Origin of the sequence: Neiella marina, from assembly GCF_002165625.1 — a bacterium.
Taxonomy (GTDB): Bacteria; Pseudomonadota; Gammaproteobacteria; order Enterobacterales; family Neiellaceae; genus Neiella; species Neiella marina.
This window is the reverse complement of sequence record NZ_NGNS01000011.1, coordinates 103,363-122,087: the sequence shown is the minus strand read 5'-3', so window position 1 is coordinate 122,087 and position 18,725 is coordinate 103,363. Positions and strand designations below refer to the sequence as shown.

The following is an 18,725-nucleotide window of genomic DNA, read 5'->3' as shown; positions in this document are numbered from 1 at the left end:
GATTCTCTCCTCAACAGATAACAGCTCAGTTGCGAGCTACTTACCGACTACTAATACAGGATCTGGGCCAACCTGAAAAAATAAGATTAACATGTTGTTTTAATGATGTTTTTAATTTTTTTCCTGCGGGCTACCAAAAGCTACCTTAGTGAAATAAACTAATAGTTAGCTAATTTAACTACCAAGGATGTGGAATGCTACCACAACAAGATAATCTACTCGGTGAGTCGAACTCTTTTCTTGAAGTTCTTGAGCGTATTTCGCAGATAGCACCACTCAATAAACCTGTGCTCATCATTGGTGAGCGCGGTACAGGTAAAGAGCTAATTGCTGAACGTTTGCATTTCTTGTCATCCCGGTGGGACCAACAATACATTAAGTTAAACTGCGCTGCACTTAACGAGAGTCTGCTCGAGAGTGAGCTATTTGGTCATGAGGCGGGTTCATTTACCGGATCAGGTAACAAACGTCGCGCCGGCCGTTTCGAATCAGCGGATAAGGGCACCTTGTTTTTGGATGAACTGGCCAACACTTCGGGCCTAATCCAAGAAAAATTACTTCGAGTAATTGAGTATGGCGAGTTTGAACGCGTCGGAGGCAGTCAATCAATCAAAGTCGATGTTCGGCTAGTTGCCGCAACCAACGAAGATTTGCCGTCGTTGGCAGAGCGCAACGAGTTTCGCTCGGATTTACTCGATCGGCTGGCCTTTGATGTGATCACTCTACCGCCGCTTCGTGCTAGACGCAGCGACATCATGTTGTTAGCGGATGCATTTGCCATCAAGATGGCCAGACAATTGGGACACCCGGTGTTTTCTGGCTTCTCGCTTGAAGCAAGGGAGTTACTGCTGGACTATCACTGGCCGGGTAATGTCCGAGAATTGAAAAACGTGGTCGAGCGCAGCGTGTATCGTCATAACGATCCAGAAATGCAAATCGACCAAATCATTCTTGATCCATTTGAGTCTGAATATCGCCCTGGCCAAACCATTCGAACCAAAGATCGGCGTGATGTTGACGAACAGTCAGATGACGACAAAGGCGAATTGGCAATGCCGACTTTCCCATTCGATTTGAAATCGCACTTGCAAGATCATGAAACGGCGATCTTGCATAAGGCATTAGAACACCACCAGTTCAATCAAAAGAAAACTGCCGACGCTTTATCGCTGACCTATCACCAGTTGCGCGGTATACTCAAAAAATACAATCTGTTAGATGGCATAAACTCAGGTGAATAAGTTGTTGTTGCAACTCACTCGGCGCCCTGCCGCGACCCTGCTGTTCAGTACCCTAGCGCTTATGGGATGCGAACCCATGGACATGCCCAAACCAAAAGATGGTTTGGTCTATTGCTCTCTTGGCAATCCTTCAAGCTTCAACCCACAACTGAGTACATCGGCAAATGTGGTCGAAGCCACCAGTATGCAGCTCTATGATCGCTTAATGGACATGGCACCAGATGGCCGCAGCTTCGTGCCAGCTCTGGCGACCCATTGGCAGGTTGATGAAACAGGTACCCGATACACCTTTCATTTGCGCCCAGAAGTCGAGTTTCACGACACTAAGTATTTTTCACCAACACGGTACTTTAGTGCTGACGATGTGGTGTTTAGTTTTCGCCGCATTATCGATAAAACCCACCCATATCACTACGTCGGTCGTAGCGACTATTCATTTTTTGTCAGTGTCGGTTTTCCTTGGATGGTCAAATCGGTAGAAGCAATCGATCAGCACACGGTCGAATTTGAACTATTTGCTGCTGACAGCACTTTTCTAAGTAATATCGCCACCAACTTTTCAGTGATTTTGTCCGCAGAGTATGCGGCTCAACTATCCGCCCAAGGCCAGCGCCACCTCATTGATAAATTACCGATTGGCACAGGCCCATTTCACTATTACCGCCACAAAGAAGAGCACTACATTAAGTATCGAGCTCACGCACAGTATTGGCGAGGACGACCGAAATTAAATGAGGTGGTTTTGGACATCACGCCTAACGGCACCATGCGCCTTGCCAAGTTACTGACCGGTGAATGTGATGCAATGGCATCACCACTCGCTAATGAGTTGGCTCTACTGCGAGACAATCAAGAGTTTAAGTTGCAGTATCAAACTAGCTTTAACGTTGGCTACTGGGCTTTCAATACAGATACACCACCACTCAATAATGCCAAAGTTCGGCAGGCACTATCGTTAGCAATTAACCGCGATATTATTATGGAAGCGGTGTTCTACGGGACCGCGTCTGTTGCATCAACCTTGTTGCCTCCTGCTTCTTGGGGCCATGACGACACAACTGTTGGCCAACTCTATGATCCTCAGTTAGCGCAACAGCTACTAACTGAAGCGGGCTACCCGGATGGTTTTGATATTGATATTTGGGTATTACCAGTCCAGCGCTCATACAACCCCAACAGCCGTAAAATGGCACTGCTCATCCAAGACAATCTAAAGCAAATCGGGGTACATGCCCATCTTGTCAACAAGGACTGGAATGCTTTTCGAGCAGGACTTAGCAAAGGTGCTCATGACAGCGTGCTGATCGGGTGGACTGCGGACAACGCAGATCCAGACAACTTCTTTCGCCCTTTGCTCAGTTGCCAAGCCAAACTGGCTGGTACTAACAGAGCAATGTGGTGCGATAAATACTATGATCGCCTCATCGATCTAGCTCGTCAGTCAACGTCATTTGAACAACGTCAACAGCTATACAGCCAAGCACAAAGTTACCTTGCTGAGCAAATGCCGGTGGTGCCGATCGCCCATGGTATGCGTACCCAAGCCACCGGGCTACATGTCAACGGACTCAATGTCTCGCCATTTGGCGGCATTGATTTTTCCTCTGCATCGATAGAGTAAGACCATGTGGCGCTATTTTATTCGTAAATTCAACCTGCTGATCATCACCATTTTCTTGCTCAGCTTGCTGTCATTCAGTTTGTTGCACCTTATGCCGGGCGCGCCAATTGAGGCACTAGATCCCGATTCTTCATTGTCGCTGGCAGAAAAAACAGCCCTAATTCAACACTACGCTCTCGACCAAGGCTATTGGTCCCAGTACCTCCATTTCATGGGCAATATTTTTAACGGTGATTGGGGTACTTCAAGAATTGACCAAATCCCTATTTTTGAGCAGATGATCAATAGCTTTATGGCTACCCTGCAGTTGGCAATATCGGCGATGCTGGTTGCCATGCTAGTGGGGGTTCCGCTGGGTATTATCAGCGCCTACTATCACGGTTCGTGGTTTGATCGTGGCGTCACCACATTGACCCTGATCGGTCAATCAGTGCCGGTATTTTGGTGGGCTCTAATGCTCATTTTGATATTTGCATTAGGGCTGCATTGGCTACCAATTTCTGGCCGCATTGGCTTGCTATACGATATCCCTGAAGTCACTCATATTTTGCTCATTGACATCGCCTTAGCGGATGATGAGTATCAGCGAGCGGCGTTATGGAGTGCTGTGCGTCATATCATGCTACCAACACTGGCGATCAGCATCATCCCAACCACCGCTCTGGCCCAGATCACCCGTGCCAGCCTGATTGATATTAGTGAACAAAACTACATTCAAGCGGCTCGAGCTAAAGGCCTGAGCCGCTACCAGGTGCTGTGGCGTCACGCTCTACCCAATTATTTTAGTAGCTTTATCAGACACGTCGGCGCTCTGACCAACCCACTACTGACTACAACTATGGTAGTGGAATACATTTTTTCTTGGCCCGGCGCAGGAAGATGGCTGATTCACAGTTTAGTGGCGCAAGATGTTCCAGCTATTCAAGCCTGTATGTTAACTATTTCGATATTCGTCATTTGCGTATCGGTGATTACTGATTTGCTTGCGGCTTGGAGTAATCCTCAGGAGCGGAGTATGCCCCATGGATAGAAACAGCATTTACCAAGACGACGCTGTTCCCTCCATATTCAAGCAGGTAACAAATGCCTTTGGTGCTCGAGGCGCCTATATGGTGGCATTTTGGACCTTGATGGCAATGCTTGTCGTTATGGTCTTCAGTGCCGTTTTGGCTCCCTATCACCCGCATCATCAGCATACCGATTTGTTACTGCTGCCTCCGAGTTGGGCTGAACAAGGCACGGTCGAATTCTTTTTTGGCACCGATGATTTGGGCAGAGACATTTTGTCCAGAGTTATCAGTGGTACACGCTATACCCTAGGTGGCGCGCTGTTAACCGTGGCAATTTCTGGGCTGATTGGCGTCGCCATCGGTGCACTTGCGGCCATGCTGCGAGGCCTGCGTTCGAGTATCTTGCACCACTTGCTCGACACTGTGCTTGCTATCCCATCTTTGCTGCTGGCGATTCTGGTCATTGCAATTCTTGGCAGAGGTTGGAGTACCGTGCTATTGGCCGTCACCATTGGCCTGATTCCGCAATTTATTCGAGTGAGCCACCAGGCTGTACTTGAAGTATTGGCTACTGAATATGTTCGTATGGCACGCCTAGATGGCTACAGTAAATTCAGACTGTTCTATCGAGTGGTATTACCAAATATCGCAGAGCCGTTGATCATTCGCTTTACGGCGGCCATTTCTAGCGCCATTATGGATCTCGCGGCACTGGGATTCCTTAGCCTTGGCGCTCAAGCTCCAGCTCCCGAATGGGGCAGTATGATGGCCAGTGGCATTGCCCTGCTCACAACAGCGCCTTGGGTTATTACCCTACCCGGTATCGCCATATTTATTACCGTGTTGAGCATTAACTTGGTCGGCGCGGGCCTGCAAAGTAGCTTCAAGAAATTGGAGTCATCATGAATCTGCTCGACATACGTAACCTCACCATCGAATTAGAAACTCCTCAGGGGATCATCACCGCTGTCGAACGATTTAGTTTGGTCGTTCAGGACGGCGAGTTTCGCGGTATTGTTGGCGAATCAGGATCAGGGAAGTCGTTAGTAGGTCGGGCCATTATGGGCTTGTTATCGAATAAATGGCGAGTACGAGCCGATCGCTTCTTCTTTGCTGGCGAAGACCTTCAGCAAATGGATGTCGATGAACATCGCCGGTTCATGGGACGAGAAGCGGCAATGATCTTTCAGCAACCATCCAGCTACCTCGATCCCATTGCCAAAATTGGCGAGCAAATCCTTGAAGCCTTGCCACAAACACCAAGACTGAACTTGGCCTTCTGGCGGCGCAATAGCGATCGACTGGAAAAAGTTAGCGCACTGCTACACAAAGTTGGGATCCGCGACCATAAGCGAATAATGGCCTCATACCCGCATGAGTTATCAGAAGGGCTATGCCAAAAGATCATGATTGCCATGGCCATTGCTAACGAGCCTCGTCTGTTGATTGCCGATGAACCAACTTCCACCATGGAAGCAACAACGAAAATCCAAATTTACAAACTGATGGCAAAGATGAACCAGCTCCGCAAGCTTTCCGTTGTTCACATTTGCAATGAGTTAGAAACTGCTGCCAATTGGACGGATCGAGTCACTATTATGTACTGCGGCCAATCCGTTGAGGCAGGGCCCACCCAGCAAGTCGTGGAACAGCCTTTGCACCCGTACACTCATGCATTGGCAACATTAATCAAGCGAGATCCTGAACGACAAATGCTCAACGTGATGCCCGGTACCATGCCGACCCTCCAGCACCTACCAACAGGCTGCCGTCTAGGCCCAAGATGTCCAAGAGCCCACAAGGATTGCATCGAAATGCCGCGTTCCCGTTATTTAAGGAATCGGAGCTACCGTTGCCACGCCCCATTCAACCTGGAGGAAAAGCATGCAAACGCCGCTGCTTCAGGTCAAACACATTAGTAAAACCTATCAGAATTCAAAGGGCTGGTTTCGCAACGAGAAAGTACAAGCGATCAAATCAGTATCGTTTGACTTGAAGCGAGCCCATACGTTAGCCGTGGTTGGTGAAGCCGGCTCAGGAAAATCAACTCTTGCTCGCATTCTTGCCGGCGAGATGGCACCGAGCGCTGGCGATATTTTGCTGCATGGCCAAAACCTCAATGACACCAATCAGCGCCAACGCTGCATGGATATTAGAATGATTCCTCAGCGGCCATCATTGTCGTTGAATCCGCGGTTACGAGTAGGCATGCAAATACTAGCCCCTCTGGTTCAGCATCGCTCTTTAACCCGCTCACTAAGGCAACAAAAGCTGTATGCCACCATGAGAGACGTTGGTTTACTTGAGGAGCACGCAGACTACTACCCCAACATGCTATCGGCCAGTCAGCGTTTGCGGGTCACCCTGGCTCGGGCAATGATTGTCGATCCGGAAGTACTAGTGTTTGATCAGACTTTGTCAGCCATGGACATCACCATGCGAGCGCAGTTGATCAACTTGTTGACCATGCTGCAACAATCCCGAGGAATGGCTTACATTATGATTGGTCATCAGCTATCGATGATCCGCCATTTAGCTGACGATGTCATGGTGATGCAGCAAGGGGAAGTGATTGAATTCAGCCCAACTGATGAAATCTTTGAATCGCCTGCCAGCGAATATACTCAGCGACTCATCTACGCCTACAACGAATTAGTGCAGGGGCCAAACTCATAAGCTCAGGGGATCCCTACTCGATCTGGCACGACTAAGACTCAGGGTTCAACAGCATAGTACAGTAGCTAGGCGCCAGAGAATCAGGTTGTGTGGCCAAACGATAAACCAAGGTATGCTTAATATGCTTGCTACAATGCGTTTACTGATAATTCATGCCGTTACTGCTACCCATCTCTGAACTGTACGCCTGTCTGCGGGACTTTATCCGTCTTTGGCGCAGTTTTCTGCTGACACACATACTTGCGTGGTGGCTGAGCAGCCTGCTTATCGCTCCCATCATCGTGCTGCTGCTCAAACTGTTTTTGCTTGCTGCTGATGAAAGTGTGCTGAGCGATGAAGATATCCTGCTGTTTTTGTTTCATCCCGTTGGTTTATCAGGGCTATTTGTTATTGGTTCGGTATCGCTCGGAGTGTGGTTTGCCGAAGTCGGCGCAATGAGTGTCATCGCCTACGGTGCCTTGCGTGGCGAACGTATCTCTTGCCTAGTGGCCATTCGCTACGTGGTTCAACACGGACGCGATTTGCTGGTACTAGGAGGCCACGTGCTGCTCCGCCTGTTGGCACTGGCCACACCGTTAATCGGGTTACTGTCGGGGATCTATTGGTGGCTGCTATCGAGCCATGACATCAATTACTACCTAGCTCATCAACCGCCAGAATGGAACACAGCACTTTGGTGGGCAGGAGGGCTTGGCGTGGCCTATTTGCTGTTGGCGGTTCGATTACTGTCCGGCTGGTCGATGGCACTGCCACTCACTCTATTTTCAGGTGTATCAGGCAGGCGTGCATTGCGCGACAGTAAACAATACACCAAGGGCTACGCCCTACTTATTTGTGTGAGCTTGTTGTCATGGATGTTGCTGCTATGGCTAGTGCAGTGGTTTGCCGCGATGTTGCTTAGTGTTATCGGTGACCAGCTGGCACCATTAATCGCTGGCGATGGTTGGATGATGGCAATCCTACTTGTGGTGATACTCCTATTGGTGACCCTGATACTCAACCTAGTTTTGGGGTTTGGTTCCCTGTCACTGTTCGTTTTGCTAATGGCGCGCCTGTATCGTCGAATGGTGGTGAAAGGAACACTGCCGGCACTTGAACGGTTGCGGCCAATCAGCTGGCAAGGTTACCGCGTATTACTGACAGGCTGGCGGCCTTGGGCGATTTGCGCCAGCGTCGCCTTAGTAGCCGGTTTATTGGTGTACCAAGTCCTAGAGAATGTCTCCGCTAAAGACCATGCCGAAGTGATCGCACATCGAGGTGCTTCCAATGCCGCGCCAGAAAATACCATGGCTGCCTTTGAAGAGGCGATCCGTCAGCACAGCGATTGGATTGAACTGGATGTTCAGCTCAGCGGCGATGACAAAGTGATCGTTACCCATGACAGCGATTTTATGAAAGTGGCAGGTAATCCACTCCAGACTTGGCACGCCACTCACGCAGAGCTGGCCGATTTAGACGTCGGCAGCTGGTTCTCCCCTAAGTTTGCGTCTGAGCGCACCCCGACACTGCGTCAGGTACTGCAACGGGTCGAAGGTAAAGCCGGAGTCATCATCGAACTCAAGTACTATGGAGGGCAGGGCCAACACAAACAGTTGCTATTGGCTTCCAAGGTTGCCGACGTGGTACGAGAAATCGGAATGTCTGAGCAGATCAAGATCATGTCACTGAATCGCAGAGCAGTTCATCAAATGGCAGCATTGGAGCCAAGTTGGCAGCGCGGGCTATTAAGCACTGCCAGTTTGGGGGATCTGACCCGGTTGAATGTCAATTTCCTCGCACTAAATACCAACGCGGCAACGCCTTCGTTGATTCGCGATGCTCATAGCCGCGGTCTGAAGGTGTACGTTTGGACTGTCAACAGCCCGGTGATGATGTCGGTGATGCTCAGTCGAGGCGTTGACGGATTAATTACTGACGAACCAGGCTTGGCACGCGAGGTGATGCAAATGCGTGAAGAACTAAGCCTCGTTGGCCGATTAGTGATTTGGATTGCGGGTGAACTTGGGCTGCTGCAACTTCAGTTTGAGCCAGCAAACAGCGAAAACTCCCAGCGAGTTCGATAAGTAGCGTCGTCGCCACTTATAAAAAAGCACACCCTAAGGTGTGCTTTTGACTGTCTAGCTTTTGCGATTAGTTAAAACAAGTCACTATCGCTTTCTGTCTGTTGCACATAAACAATTTCGGCTTGCTCTTTTAACGCATTGACCAGTGCAAGGTAAGCCACTTGTGATTGGGTTTGCTCTAGCACTTGTGCCAAACGTTCATCACTTTCTTGCCCTTCCGCAATCGATACCTTATCAAGCGCAATCACGGCAACGTAGTTGCTTGCTGTGACTTTATCAAACTGACTACCTTGCTCAGGTTTAGCCATGGCAAACGCGCGGTCGCGAACAGCACGATCAAGGCTCATAGCATCGCGTCGAAAATCGGACTCAGATAGCAACACGATTGGCTCATCAGCTGCGATCAATGGTGTTTCACCAGCTTTCAGTTTTGCCAAGTAGTCATCAGCAATGCCATTGGCGGAGTCTGCGGCACTCTCAAGTGCAACAGCTTGTGCAACCTCTGACTTCACTTCATCCAGTGTCTTAGTGCGTGCTGGTTGATAGTCCTTCACTCGCACTACCATCAACAATCCTTCACCCAGTTCTATTGGATCTGAGTTCAAACGGTCACGCATCACCTGCTCTGAGAACAATGCATTAATGACCTTAGGGTCAGCCAATAAAGTAGGCGGTGCGGTGCGCTCAAAACTATCAGTTTGCTCGACTTTTAGACCCGTTTCGGAAGCAATCTCATCAAGGCTATCTGGTAACTCAAATGCCAAGTTGGTTACTTCTTCTTGCAATTGATAATACTGCTCAAGCGCTTGGTTCTGTTTTAGTTCTTGTTGAATTGTGCTGGCTACTTCATCAAGCGGTTGAGTTGCTTCTGGGCGCACACCAGTCAATTGAATAATGTGCAATCCAAATGGTGTTTCAACTAAGTTACTTACATCACCCTCTTGGGCCAATGCAAATACCGCTTCGTCAAATACATCGCCCATGATGCCGCGAGCAAACCAATCTAAATCACCACCTTTTTCAGCTGAAAACGTATCGGTTGAATAGGTTTTTGCCAACTCAGCGAAATCACCACCTGCGGCTAATTCAGCTTCGATCTTACGAGCTGCGTCGCGACCTTCATCGGAATTGTCCAACAGGATGTGCGATGCTCTGCGCTCTTCGGTCGTTTTATATAAATCGACGTTTGACTGATAATACTCTGCAACTTGCTCATCAGAGATCGTGATGTCTTGCGCTAGCTGTTGAGCATCAATTCGAATGAACTCAGCCGATACCATTTCAGCCTGCTGATAGAGATACTGATGGCTATCGAAATAGGCCTGAACTTGTTCTTCAGTCGGAATATAACTTGCTGCGATTTTCGCCGTGTCAATCTTCCAGTAGCGAACAGAACGAGTTTGATTCAACAATGATTCAACACGTTCAATCTCGTTTGGCAGAACAAAATCACTATCCAGCACACCAGTAACAAACTGGCGGCGCGACATGTCGGCGCGGACCGTCTCACGGAAGCTAGCAGCAGAGAAACCTTGACGGCTAATCAGCGACAGATATAAATCGTTATCGAATACACCATCGCGTTGAAACGCTGCCATGTTGACAATCGCTTGCCGAACTTGCTCGTCACCAACGGCTAAACCGTGTTCAGCGACGGCTTGATCTAACAAGGCTTCCGTAACGAGTCGTTCAAGCACAGAAGCGCGAATTTGCTGTTCGAAAGCTGGGTTGGACGCCATCATTTCAAACTGCTCACCCAGCTGCTGCTGAAGACGAGTTCGCTCATCGCGAACAGCATTTTCCAGCGCCTGGGTATAAATCTTTTGGTCGTTGACTTTAGCTGCAACAAGCTCGGCTGGATTACCTAGATAGCTACCAACACCGGCCAGTGCGAAGGATAAAATAACCGCACCGAGAACTACCTTAACGATAGTGCCCTGTGAGCCTTCACGAATTTTTTCGAGCATGCTTTTTCTCTTGCCTGAGTAATTTGAATCCGAATTGAGTAAATTAGTCAGATTGAATGAATTGCGTTTACCAAACAGATGATGGGCACCGCTTAATGCCAAGCAATACACCAACATCAACAATGCGGCGCATGTTAACACAGCCAAGCGATCAGACCAATGATGCCTAAGCCGCGATCGTTAACATTAAAAAAGGCCGATAAAAATCGACCTTTTTAATTCAATGAATTCAGCAGGATTTTAGTTAACTGCGTCTTTCAGTGCTTTACCTGGCTTGAATGCAGGAACTTTAGCTGCTGCGATTTCAATTGTTTCACCAGTTTGTGGGTTGCGGCCAGAGCGAGCAGCACGTTCACGAACAGTGAAAGTACCGAAGCCAACAAGAGCCACTTGATCACCTGCTTTCAGCGTATCTGTTACCGCTTCTACCAGAGCATCCAATGCACGACCAGCAGAGGCTTTAGAAATATCCGCATTCTCTGCAATTTTGTCGATAAGTTGAGATTTATTCACGTTTACATCCCCTTTGATTTTATATCGGTCACCTTGGCAGTTGCGTCCCTAAGTGATGACCTGCGCAGGTTTTATATCAAGCTTGGTATTTAGATTCAAGCTCAAAAATTACAAATAAATTTCTTGCTAAGCCGCGCCAACACTGGGTTCGACTACGGTCAACAAGATTCAATCTAGGCTATCACAACAAATTTGAGTTGGAAGCTCTCAAAAAGAACTTTTTGCGAATAAATTTGAGAGCAAGTTCAAATTTGCACAAATCAGCCGGACAAAATCCGGCCAACCTGCGCCAGTAAAGGCCTACGGCTTAGTTTTTCGACAATTTACTGACACTTGACGGGTTCATCTTGCAAGGCCAATTTCAGCACATCATCAATCCAGCGAACCGTATGAATTTCCAAGTCTTGCTTCACGTTATCTGGAATTTCTTCCAAATCGCGGGCGTTTTCATGCGGTATTAATACTCGTTTAATACCCCCTCGGTGGGCAGCTAGCAATTTTTCTTTTAAGCCACCGATGGGCAGTACTTCGCCACGGAGGGTGATTTCTCCGGTCATGGCGACATCAGCTCGCACCGGATTCCCTGTTAGCGTCGAGACCAGTGCAGTACACATGGCAATACCGGCACTGGGACCATCTTTTGGTGTGGCACCTTCAGGCACGTGGACGTGCATGTCGCTTTTCTCATGAAAATCACTGGCAATACCTAGTTGCTCGGCACGAGAACGAACCACAGTCATAGCCGCCTGAATGGATTCTTGCATCACCTCGCCCAACGAGCCGGTGTATGTAAGCTTGCCTTTGCCTGGCACGCTGGTTGTTTCAATGGTAAGCAAGTCACCACCCACCTCTGTCCAAGCTAAGCCAGTGACTTGACCAATGCTGTTTTGATCGTCTGCTTTGCCAAAATCAAAACGCTGAACACCGAGAAATTCTTTCAGGTTTTCGCCATTCACGACGACCTGCTTGAGATCTTTCTCAAGCAAAATACGCTTCACCGCTTTACGACAGATACGAGATAACTCACGTTCTAAGTTACGAACACCTGCTTCGCGAGTGTAATAACGAATCACGCCAGTGATGGCGGAATCTTGAATATCGATTTCACCGGACTTCAGGCCGTTGCGCTTTATTTGCTTAGGCAACAAGTGTTGTTTAGCAATATTGAGCTTTTCGTCTTCGGTGTAACCCGACAACCGAATCACTTCCATCCGATCTAGCAATGGCGCAGGAATATTCATCGAATTAGAAGTGGCGACGAACATGACATCCGACAGATCATAATCAACTTCCATATAATGGTCGTTGAACGAACTGTTTTGTTCAGGATCAAGCACTTCCAGCAATGCCGACGACGGGTCACCACGCATATCAGCACCCATTTTGTCGATTTCATCGAGCAAAAATAGTGGGTTCTTTACCCCAACCTTGCACATTTTCTGGATCAGTTTGCCCGGCATCGAACCGATGTATGTACGACGATGACCGCGGATCTCAGCTTCATCACGGACGCCACCGAGTGCCATACGAACATATTTGCGGCCGGTCGCTTTCGCTATCGACTGCCCCAGCGAGGTTTTACCAACGCCTGGAGGGCCAACTAAACATAGAATTGGGCCTTTCAACTTGGATATACGGTTTTGCACCGCCAAGTATTCAAGAATACGTTCTTTGACCTTCTCCAGACCGTAGTGGTCTTTGTTGAGGATTTCTTCGGCCAGCGCTAGGTTCTTCTTCACCTTGCTGCGCTTTTTCCACGGCACACTGATCATCCAGTCAACATAACTGCGCACTACAGTTGCTTCGGCTGACATTGGCGACATCATTTTCAGCTTGTTGAGCTCAGCTTCTGCTTTGGTGCGGGCTTCTTCTGGCATCCCCGCTTCTTTGATCTTGTTGGCCAATGATTCAAATTCATCAGGCGCATCATCGAGTTCACCCAGCTCTTTTTGAATCGCTTTCATTTGCTCATTCAAATAATACTCGCGCTGGCTTTTCTCCATCTGCTTCTTAACTCGAGAGCGAATGCGCTTCTCTACTTGAAGCAAATCAATTTCTGACTCCATCATCGCCATCAAGTACTCAAGACGATCTTTGGCATCGGTCAGCTCCAGCACTTTTTGCTTATCTTCAAGCTTGAGCGGCATATGGGCTGCCATGGTATCAGCCATCCGTGACGCTTCTTCAATGCCTTGAAGAGAGGTCAGTACCTCTGGTGGTATTTTCTTGTTGAGCTTAACGTAGCCTTCAAACTGGCTGATGGTCGAGCGGATCAACACTTCCAGCTCTCGCTCTGGCGGTTCAAGTTCGGCAACTTCCGCTACCGTCGCACTAAAGAATGGTTCTTCCTGCAAGAAACTATCAAGCTTTGCCCGTCTGCTGCCTTCAACAAGCACTTTGACTGTGCCATCAGGTAGTTTCAACAATTGCAGAATAGAAGCGATGGTACCAACTTGATAGACATCGTCTTTTGAAGGCTCTTCGGTAGAAGCATCCTTTTGAGCCACTAGGAAGATTTGCTTGTCCTGCTCCATTGCCGCTTCTAAACACTGAATAGATTTTTCCCGACCAACAAATAGCGGGATCACCATATGGGGATAAACGACAACATCGCGCAACGGTAATACGGGGAGTTCAATTAAATCAGAGTGCGATTGCACCATGGGCAGTCTCCACAGAAAAGGTATAAGACAGCATATGGGGATCGGTGATAGTTTTTAAATGGCTTTCTACCGTAAAAACAAAAAAAAGGAGCCTAAGCTCCTTTTTTGTTTACTTTTTAGCCGAACAGCCGCTATTCAGAGACCGCTTGTTTATCACTGTTTTGATAAATCAAAATCGGATCTGACTCGCCATTTACAACCGACTCGTCGACAACCACCTTGGCAACATTCTCGATAGACGGCAGTTCGTACATAGTATGTAGCAAAATATGCTCAACAATCGAACGTAGACCTCGAGCGCCAGTTTTACGCTCCATGGCCTTGTTTGCAATAGCGAACAAAGCATCTTCACGGAATTCCAGCTCGACATCCTCGAGAGAGAAAAGCGCACCATACTGCTTGGTTAAAGCGTTCTTCGGTTCGTTGAGGATTTGCACCAACGCGTCGCCGTCCAATTCGGTTAGCGTTGCTACTACAGGTAAACGACCAATGAATTCTGGGATCAGGCCGTATTTGACCAAATCTTCCGGCTCCACTTGTTCGAAATTGGCGGTCAATGAAGTGGTTTCTACTTTACTTTTCACTTCAGCGCCAAAACCAATACCCGAGTTTTTGTCGGTGCGTTGCTCAATCACCTTGTCTAGGCCAGCGAAAGCACCACCACAAATGAACAGAATTTTAGACGTATCGACTTGCAAAAACTCTTGCTGAGGGTGTTTGCGACCGCCCTGCGGAGGTACCGAAGCAATCGTGCCTTCGATCAATTTAAGCAGTGCTTGCTGGACACCCTCACCGGATACATCACGAGTGATCGACGGGTTGTCTGACTTGCGAGAAATCTTGTCAATCTCATCAATATAGACAATACCACGCTGAGCTTTCTCGACGTCGTAATCACATTTTTGCAGTAGCTTTTGAATGATGTTCTCAACATCCTCACCAACGTACCCCGCTTCTGTCAGCGTGGTGGCATCGGCCATGGTAAATGGTACGTCAAGAAAGCGAGCGAGGGTCTCTGCCAGCAGCGTTTTACCGCTGCCGGTTGGGCCAATAAGCAAAATATTACTTTTACCAAGCTCAACACCATCAACACTGTCACCATTGCGGAGGCGTTTATAGTGGTTATAAACCGCCACCGATAGAACTTTTTTGGCATGCTCCTGGCCGATTACATAATCGTCCAAATGCTCACGAATCTCTCGTGGTGCCGGCAACGCATTAGAATCTTTGCGCGGAGCAATCTCTTTGATCTCTTCGCGAATGATATCGTTGCAAAGTTCAACACACTCATCACAAATGAACACCGAAGGACCGGCAATCAACTTGCGAACTTCGTGCTGACTTTTACCGCAAAATGAGCAAAACAGTAGCTTGTTATCGCCTTCTGTTCCGCCTCTGCGAGAATCAGACATCTGATATCCTCAATCTCTTACTATCGTATTTGTCACTGTCGACCTGAGTGTACTTCATTCCGAACGACTTTGCAGGACTTAGTCCTTTTCTGCGCGCTTGTTCAAGACATCGTCAATCAAGCCATATTCTTTGGCCTGCGCTGCGCTCATGAAGTTATCTCGGTCAGTATCGTTTGCTACCACATCATAATCCTGTCCAGTGTGCTCCGCCAACAAGCGATTCAACTTCTCTTTAATAGACAGGATTTCCTTGGCATGAATTTCAAAATCCGATGCCTGGCCCTGGAAACCTCCCAATGGCTGGTGAATCATCACCCGCGAATTTGGCAAGCAGTAACGTTTACCTTTGGCGCCACCGGCAAGCAAAAATGCGCCCATGCTAGCTGCTTGACCAATACACACAGTACTGACATTCGGCTTAATAAACTGCATGGTGTCATAGATTGCCATACCCGCAGTAACCGAACCACCGGGAGAATTAATGTACAGATAAATGTCTTTATCCGGATTTTCTGACTCCAAAAACAGCATCTGAGCAACAATCAAGTTGGCCATGTGGTCTTCAACCGGCCCAACCATAAAAATCACGCGCTCTTTGAGCAGGCGGCTGTAGATATCGTACGAGCGTTCACCTTTACTGGTTTGCTCAACAACCATGGGAATTAGCGCGTTAAGCGGAGAATCGATCAAATCAGACATTGGTACTGCCTCCTTGTCTTAAAAATGAATAGCCGAAAAAAATGGCCCGTGTGATCATCACACGAGCCATTATAGGCGTCAGCCCTGCGGTTTCGTCAATTATTGCTTGAACTTACTGCGCAGGTTGCATCACGTCTTTGAAAGATTTCTCGACTTCTGTGACCTTAGCTTCAGCCAGCAAAGCGTCGATTGCTTGGTCTTCCAAAGCCAGATTACGCATTTGCTCCATCAACTCATCGTTAGACTTGTAGTAAGCAATGACTTGCTCTGCATCTTCGTATGCAGATGCCATAGAAGCGATTTGCTCTTCCACTCGCTCGTCTTCAACTTTCAGTTCTTTGGCTTTGATGAATTCACCCAACACCAAACCTACTTTGACACGTTTGCGAGCTTGCTCGTCGAACAACTCAGCAGGCAATTCTGGCGCATTTTCAGTGTTGCCACCGAAGCGTTGAAGTGCTTGTTGACGCAAAGCGTCAATTTCTTGAGCCACTAGAGCCTGAGGAACTTCAACATCATTCTGTTCAACCAGACCGTCTAAAACCTGTTGTTTAACAGTGTTTTTCAGAGTTTGCTCAAGCTCGCGAGTCATGTTTTTCTTCACTTCTTCGCGCAACTCAGCAATGTCACCAGACTCAACACCAAACTTCTGAACAAATTCTTCCGTCACTTCTGGCAGAACCTGAGCTTCAACTTTGTTCACTTTAATCGCGAACTCAGCTTCTTTACCTTTGAGGTTTTCAGCGTGGTAGTTTTCTGGGAAGGTCACGTTGGCTACAACGTCAGCGCCAGCTTCAGCGCCAACAATCGCATCTTCGAAGCCAGGAATCATTTGGCCACTGCCCAAAGTCAGGTCGAAACCTTCTGACTTGCCGCCGTCAAATTCTTCACCGTCGATTTTACCGACGAAGTCGATATTCACTTTGTCGCCGTCTTCTGCTGCACGCTCAGCAACTTCCCAAGTTGCGTTTTGCTTGCGCAGAGTTTCAACCATATCGTCCAAATCAGCGTCAGCGATTTCAACAACAGGTTTTTCTACTTCGACCTTGTCAACGCCAGTCACTTCGATTTCTGGGTAAACTTCGATCGTTGCTTTGAATTCCAGGTCTGCACCAGCTTCCGCTTTGGTTACTTCCAAACGTGGGCTACCCGCTGGATTAATTTTCTCAGCAATGATGGCTTCAACGTAGCTGCGCTGCGCAACTTCGCCGATCACGTCTTGACGAACGCTAGCGCCATACATTTTGTTAATTACACTTACTGGCACTTTACCCGGGCGGAAGCCAGGAACGCGACGCTTCTTGTCGCTCGCCATGCGGCGAAGTTGGCCTTGAACCGCAGAATCTACTTTGTCAGCAGGTACGGTGATTGTCAGACAACGCTCTAAACCTTGAGTCGTCTCAACAGAAACTTGCATTGGATTTACCTCAGTCGTTCAGCCGCCAATAGCAGCCATGGCGAGAGCCCTGCCCCATGGCGATTTGGCTTCTCATTCGTGCTTACGCGCGAACACTCACGTAATAGCTAGTGCTCAGTTAAAATTTTGACGCGACATTATAGCGGCGGGTTATCGGGGAGTCGAGAGCAGAAACGTCTAAATTCTGGCTTCTCGCTGAGAATCGCAAATAATGGCGACCCCAGCAGGATTCGAACCTGCGACCGTCTGCTTAGAAGGCAGATGCTCTATCCAGCTGAGCTATGGGGTCATGACTTGCGGCAAACCTTGGTCCACTTGCCGATCAGGCGGCGATAATAGCGATGCAACAGAAGAGCGTCAAACGGTTTTTGGTATTGTTCGGGGTAACCTTCGCGCTTTGTGATTAAATAACAATCAAACGGCGCAGCAAACCGCTTGGCGCTTCCAATTTTCCCCAAAAGTCTGCGACAATATCGCTTCTTTTCCCTACATCTAATAAACAGACAACAAGATGACTGCACAAATCATCGACGGTAAAGCCGTCGCTGCTCAACTCAAAGAGCAAGTTGCTGAAGCGGTAAACGCTCGTCGTGACGCTGGTAAACGTATACCCGGACTAGCCGTGGTTTTGGTGGGTGCAGACCCGGCCTCTCAAGTTTACGTCGGCAACAAACGCCGTTCATGTGAGCAAGTTGGTTTTATCTCTCGTTCTTACGATTTGCCGGCCACAACAGAAGAAGCAGAACTGTTGTCGTTAATTGATGAACTGAATGATGACAGCGAAGTTGATGGCATTCTGGTTCAGCTTCCCTTGCCAGAACACCTCAACTCAGAATTGATTCTGGAACGCATTCACCCGCATAAAGATGTAGACGGATTTCACCCATACAATATTGGCCGCTTGGCTCAGCGTATTCCGGCTCTGCGACCTTGCACTCCCAAAGGCATCATGACGCTGATTGAATCCACAGGGGTGAAAACTCATGGACTCAATGCCGTTGTGGTGGGCGCATCAAATATTGTTGGCCGGCCAATGATGCTTGAACTGTTGCTAGCCGGTTGTACCGCAACCTGTTGTCATCGCTTTACCAAAGATTTGGAGTCACACGTACGAGAGGCGGATTTGGTCGTGGTTGCCGTTGGCAAACCAAACTTCCTGCCTGGTGACTGGATTAAGCCAGGGGCCATAGTCATTGATGTTGGCATTAACCGTCTTGAAGATGGCAAATTAGTCGGTGATGTTGAATATGCCACAGCAGCAGAGCGCGCGGGCTTTATTACACCAGTACCGGGCGGCGTTGGTCCAATGACCGTCGCGAGCCTGATTGAAAACACGCTGCTGGCAGCTGAGCAATATCATGACTGACTGAGCAACGTGTGTTGCCATTAAAAAAGGCCGCTATCGCGGCCTTTTTCGTATTCAGCAATCAACTTCAGCAACAG

At 48.3% G+C, this 18,725-nt stretch carries 14 protein-coding genes and 1 tRNA gene; 8 read left to right on the top strand and 7 right to left on the bottom strand.

What is annotated here, in order from left to right; all coding sequences use genetic code 11:
- Nucleotides 1-194: 194 nt before the first annotated feature.
- The 7 genes from pspF (at nucleotide 195) to CBE68_RS10350 (ending at nucleotide 8,611) form a co-directional block, all read left to right on the top strand.
- Nucleotides 195-1,241, top strand: a complete 1,047-nt coding sequence (pspF, locus tag CBE68_RS10380) for a phage shock protein operon transcriptional activator (RefSeq protein WP_087506011.1) — start codon at nucleotides 195-197, stop codon at nucleotides 1,239-1,241.
- A complete protein-coding gene (locus tag CBE68_RS10375; RefSeq protein WP_229744693.1) occupies nucleotides 1,234-2,862 on the top strand; it encodes an ABC transporter substrate-binding protein in 1,629 nt (542 codons plus the stop codon). The genes pspF and CBE68_RS10375 overlap by 8 nt, the downstream gene beginning before the upstream one ends.
- A 4-nt stretch (nucleotides 2,863-2,866) precedes the next feature.
- A complete protein-coding gene (locus tag CBE68_RS10370) occupies nucleotides 2,867-3,892 on the top strand; it encodes an ABC transporter permease (protein WP_087506010.1) in 1,026 nt (341 codons plus the stop codon).
- Complete coding sequence (locus tag CBE68_RS10365; protein WP_087506009.1) at nucleotides 3,885-4,778, top strand: ABC transporter permease subunit; 894 nt, start codon at nucleotides 3,885-3,887, stop codon at nucleotides 4,776-4,778. Before CBE68_RS10370 ends, CBE68_RS10365 begins: the two co-directional genes overlap by 8 nt.
- The gene (locus CBE68_RS10360; protein WP_087506008.1) at nucleotides 4,775-5,791 is read left to right on the top strand and encodes an oligopeptide/dipeptide ABC transporter ATP-binding protein; all 1,017 of its coding nucleotides are present in this window, start codon (nucleotides 4,775-4,777) and stop codon (nucleotides 5,789-5,791) included. Before CBE68_RS10365 ends, CBE68_RS10360 begins: the two co-directional genes overlap by 4 nt.
- A complete protein-coding gene (locus tag CBE68_RS10355) occupies nucleotides 5,757-6,548 on the top strand; it encodes an ATP-binding cassette domain-containing protein (protein WP_087506007.1) in 792 nt (263 codons plus the stop codon). Before CBE68_RS10360 ends, CBE68_RS10355 begins: the two co-directional genes overlap by 35 nt.
- Nucleotides 6,549-6,700: 152 nt before the next feature.
- Nucleotides 6,701-8,611: a glycerophosphodiester phosphodiesterase family protein gene (locus CBE68_RS10350; RefSeq protein ID WP_087506006.1), complete on the top strand. Its 1,911-nt coding sequence runs from the start codon at nucleotides 6,701-6,703 to the stop codon at nucleotides 8,609-8,611.
- A 71-nt stretch (nucleotides 8,612-8,682) separates the two neighbouring features.
- Here CBE68_RS10350 and CBE68_RS10345 read toward each other — a convergent pair whose 3' ends face one another.
- From CBE68_RS10345 to CBE68_RS10315, 7 genes are all read right to left on the bottom strand, one after another.
- A complete protein-coding gene (locus tag CBE68_RS10345) occupies nucleotides 8,683-10,578 on the bottom strand; it encodes a SurA N-terminal domain-containing protein (protein WP_158100572.1) in 1,896 nt (631 codons plus the stop codon).
- A gap of 240 nt (nucleotides 10,579-10,818) precedes the next feature.
- A complete protein-coding gene (hupB, locus tag CBE68_RS10340) occupies nucleotides 10,819-11,091 on the bottom strand; it encodes a nucleoid-associated protein HU-beta (RefSeq protein ID WP_087506004.1) in 273 nt (90 codons plus the stop codon).
- Nucleotides 11,092-11,414: 323 nt separating this feature from the next.
- Nucleotides 11,415-13,754, bottom strand: a complete 2,340-nt coding sequence (gene lon / locus CBE68_RS10335) for an endopeptidase La (RefSeq protein WP_087506003.1) — start codon at nucleotides 13,752-13,754, stop codon at nucleotides 11,415-11,417.
- 131 nt (nucleotides 13,755-13,885) lie between these two features.
- Complete coding sequence (gene clpX, locus CBE68_RS10330) at nucleotides 13,886-15,166, bottom strand: ATP-dependent protease ATP-binding subunit ClpX (protein WP_087506002.1); 1,281 nt, start codon at nucleotides 15,164-15,166, stop codon at nucleotides 13,886-13,888.
- A gap of 78 nt (nucleotides 15,167-15,244) precedes the next feature.
- Nucleotides 15,245-15,865 carry an ATP-dependent Clp endopeptidase proteolytic subunit ClpP gene (gene clpP, locus CBE68_RS10325; RefSeq protein ID WP_087506001.1) on the bottom strand — a complete coding sequence of 207 codons (621 nt, stop codon included), beginning with the start codon at nucleotides 15,863-15,865 and terminating at the stop codon, nucleotides 15,245-15,247.
- 112 nt (nucleotides 15,866-15,977) lie between these two features.
- On the bottom strand, nucleotides 15,978-17,282 hold the full coding sequence (gene tig, locus CBE68_RS10320; protein ID WP_087506000.1) for a trigger factor: 1,305 nt from the start codon (nucleotides 17,280-17,282) through the stop codon (nucleotides 15,978-15,980).
- A gap of 212 nt (nucleotides 17,283-17,494) precedes the next feature.
- Nucleotides 17,495-17,571, bottom strand: a tRNA-Arg gene (locus CBE68_RS10315).
- 222 nt (nucleotides 17,572-17,793) lie between these two features.
- Here CBE68_RS10315 and folD point away from each other — a divergent pair.
- Nucleotides 17,794-18,648: a bifunctional methylenetetrahydrofolate dehydrogenase/methenyltetrahydrofolate cyclohydrolase FolD gene (gene folD, locus CBE68_RS10310; RefSeq protein ID WP_087505999.1), complete on the top strand. Its 855-nt coding sequence runs from the start codon at nucleotides 17,794-17,796 to the stop codon at nucleotides 18,646-18,648.
- Nucleotides 18,649-18,725: the final 77 nt, after the last annotated feature.

What these genes read in the sequence shown, in the direction of transcription:
- pspF (WP_087506011.1), top strand. Translation starts at nt 195, where the DNA reads ATGCTACCACAACAAGATAATCTACTCGGTGAGTCGAACTCTTTTCTT.
- CBE68_RS10370 (WP_087506010.1), top strand. Translation starts at nt 2,867, where the DNA reads ATGTGGCGCTATTTTATTCGTAAATTCAACCTGCTGATCATCACCATT.
- CBE68_RS10365 (WP_087506009.1), top strand. Translation starts at nt 3,885, where the DNA reads ATGGATAGAAACAGCATTTACCAAGACGACGCTGTTCCCTCCATATTC.
- CBE68_RS10360 (WP_087506008.1), top strand. Translation starts at nt 4,775, where the DNA reads ATGAATCTGCTCGACATACGTAACCTCACCATCGAATTAGAAACTCCT.
- CBE68_RS10355 (WP_087506007.1), top strand. Translation starts at nt 5,757, where the DNA reads ATGCAAACGCCGCTGCTTCAGGTCAAACACATTAGTAAAACCTATCAG.
- CBE68_RS10350 (WP_087506006.1), top strand. Translation starts at nt 6,701, where the DNA reads ATGCCGTTACTGCTACCCATCTCTGAACTGTACGCCTGTCTGCGGGAC.
- CBE68_RS10345 (WP_158100572.1), bottom strand. Translation starts at nt 10,578, where the DNA reads ATGCTCGAAAAAATTCGTGAAGGCTCACAGGGCACTATCGTTAAGGTA.
- lon (WP_087506003.1), bottom strand. Translation starts at nt 13,754, where the DNA reads ATGGTGCAATCGCACTCTGATTTAATTGAACTCCCCGTATTACCGTTG.
- clpX (WP_087506002.1), bottom strand. Translation starts at nt 15,166, where the DNA reads ATGTCTGATTCTCGCAGAGGCGGAACAGAAGGCGATAACAAGCTACTG.
- clpP (WP_087506001.1), bottom strand. Translation starts at nt 15,865, where the DNA reads ATGTCTGATTTGATCGATTCTCCGCTTAACGCGCTAATTCCCATGGTT.
- tig (WP_087506000.1), bottom strand. Translation starts at nt 17,282, where the DNA reads ATGCAAGTTTCTGTTGAGACGACTCAAGGTTTAGAGCGTTGTCTGACA.
- folD (WP_087505999.1), top strand. Translation starts at nt 17,794, where the DNA reads ATGACTGCACAAATCATCGACGGTAAAGCCGTCGCTGCTCAACTCAAA.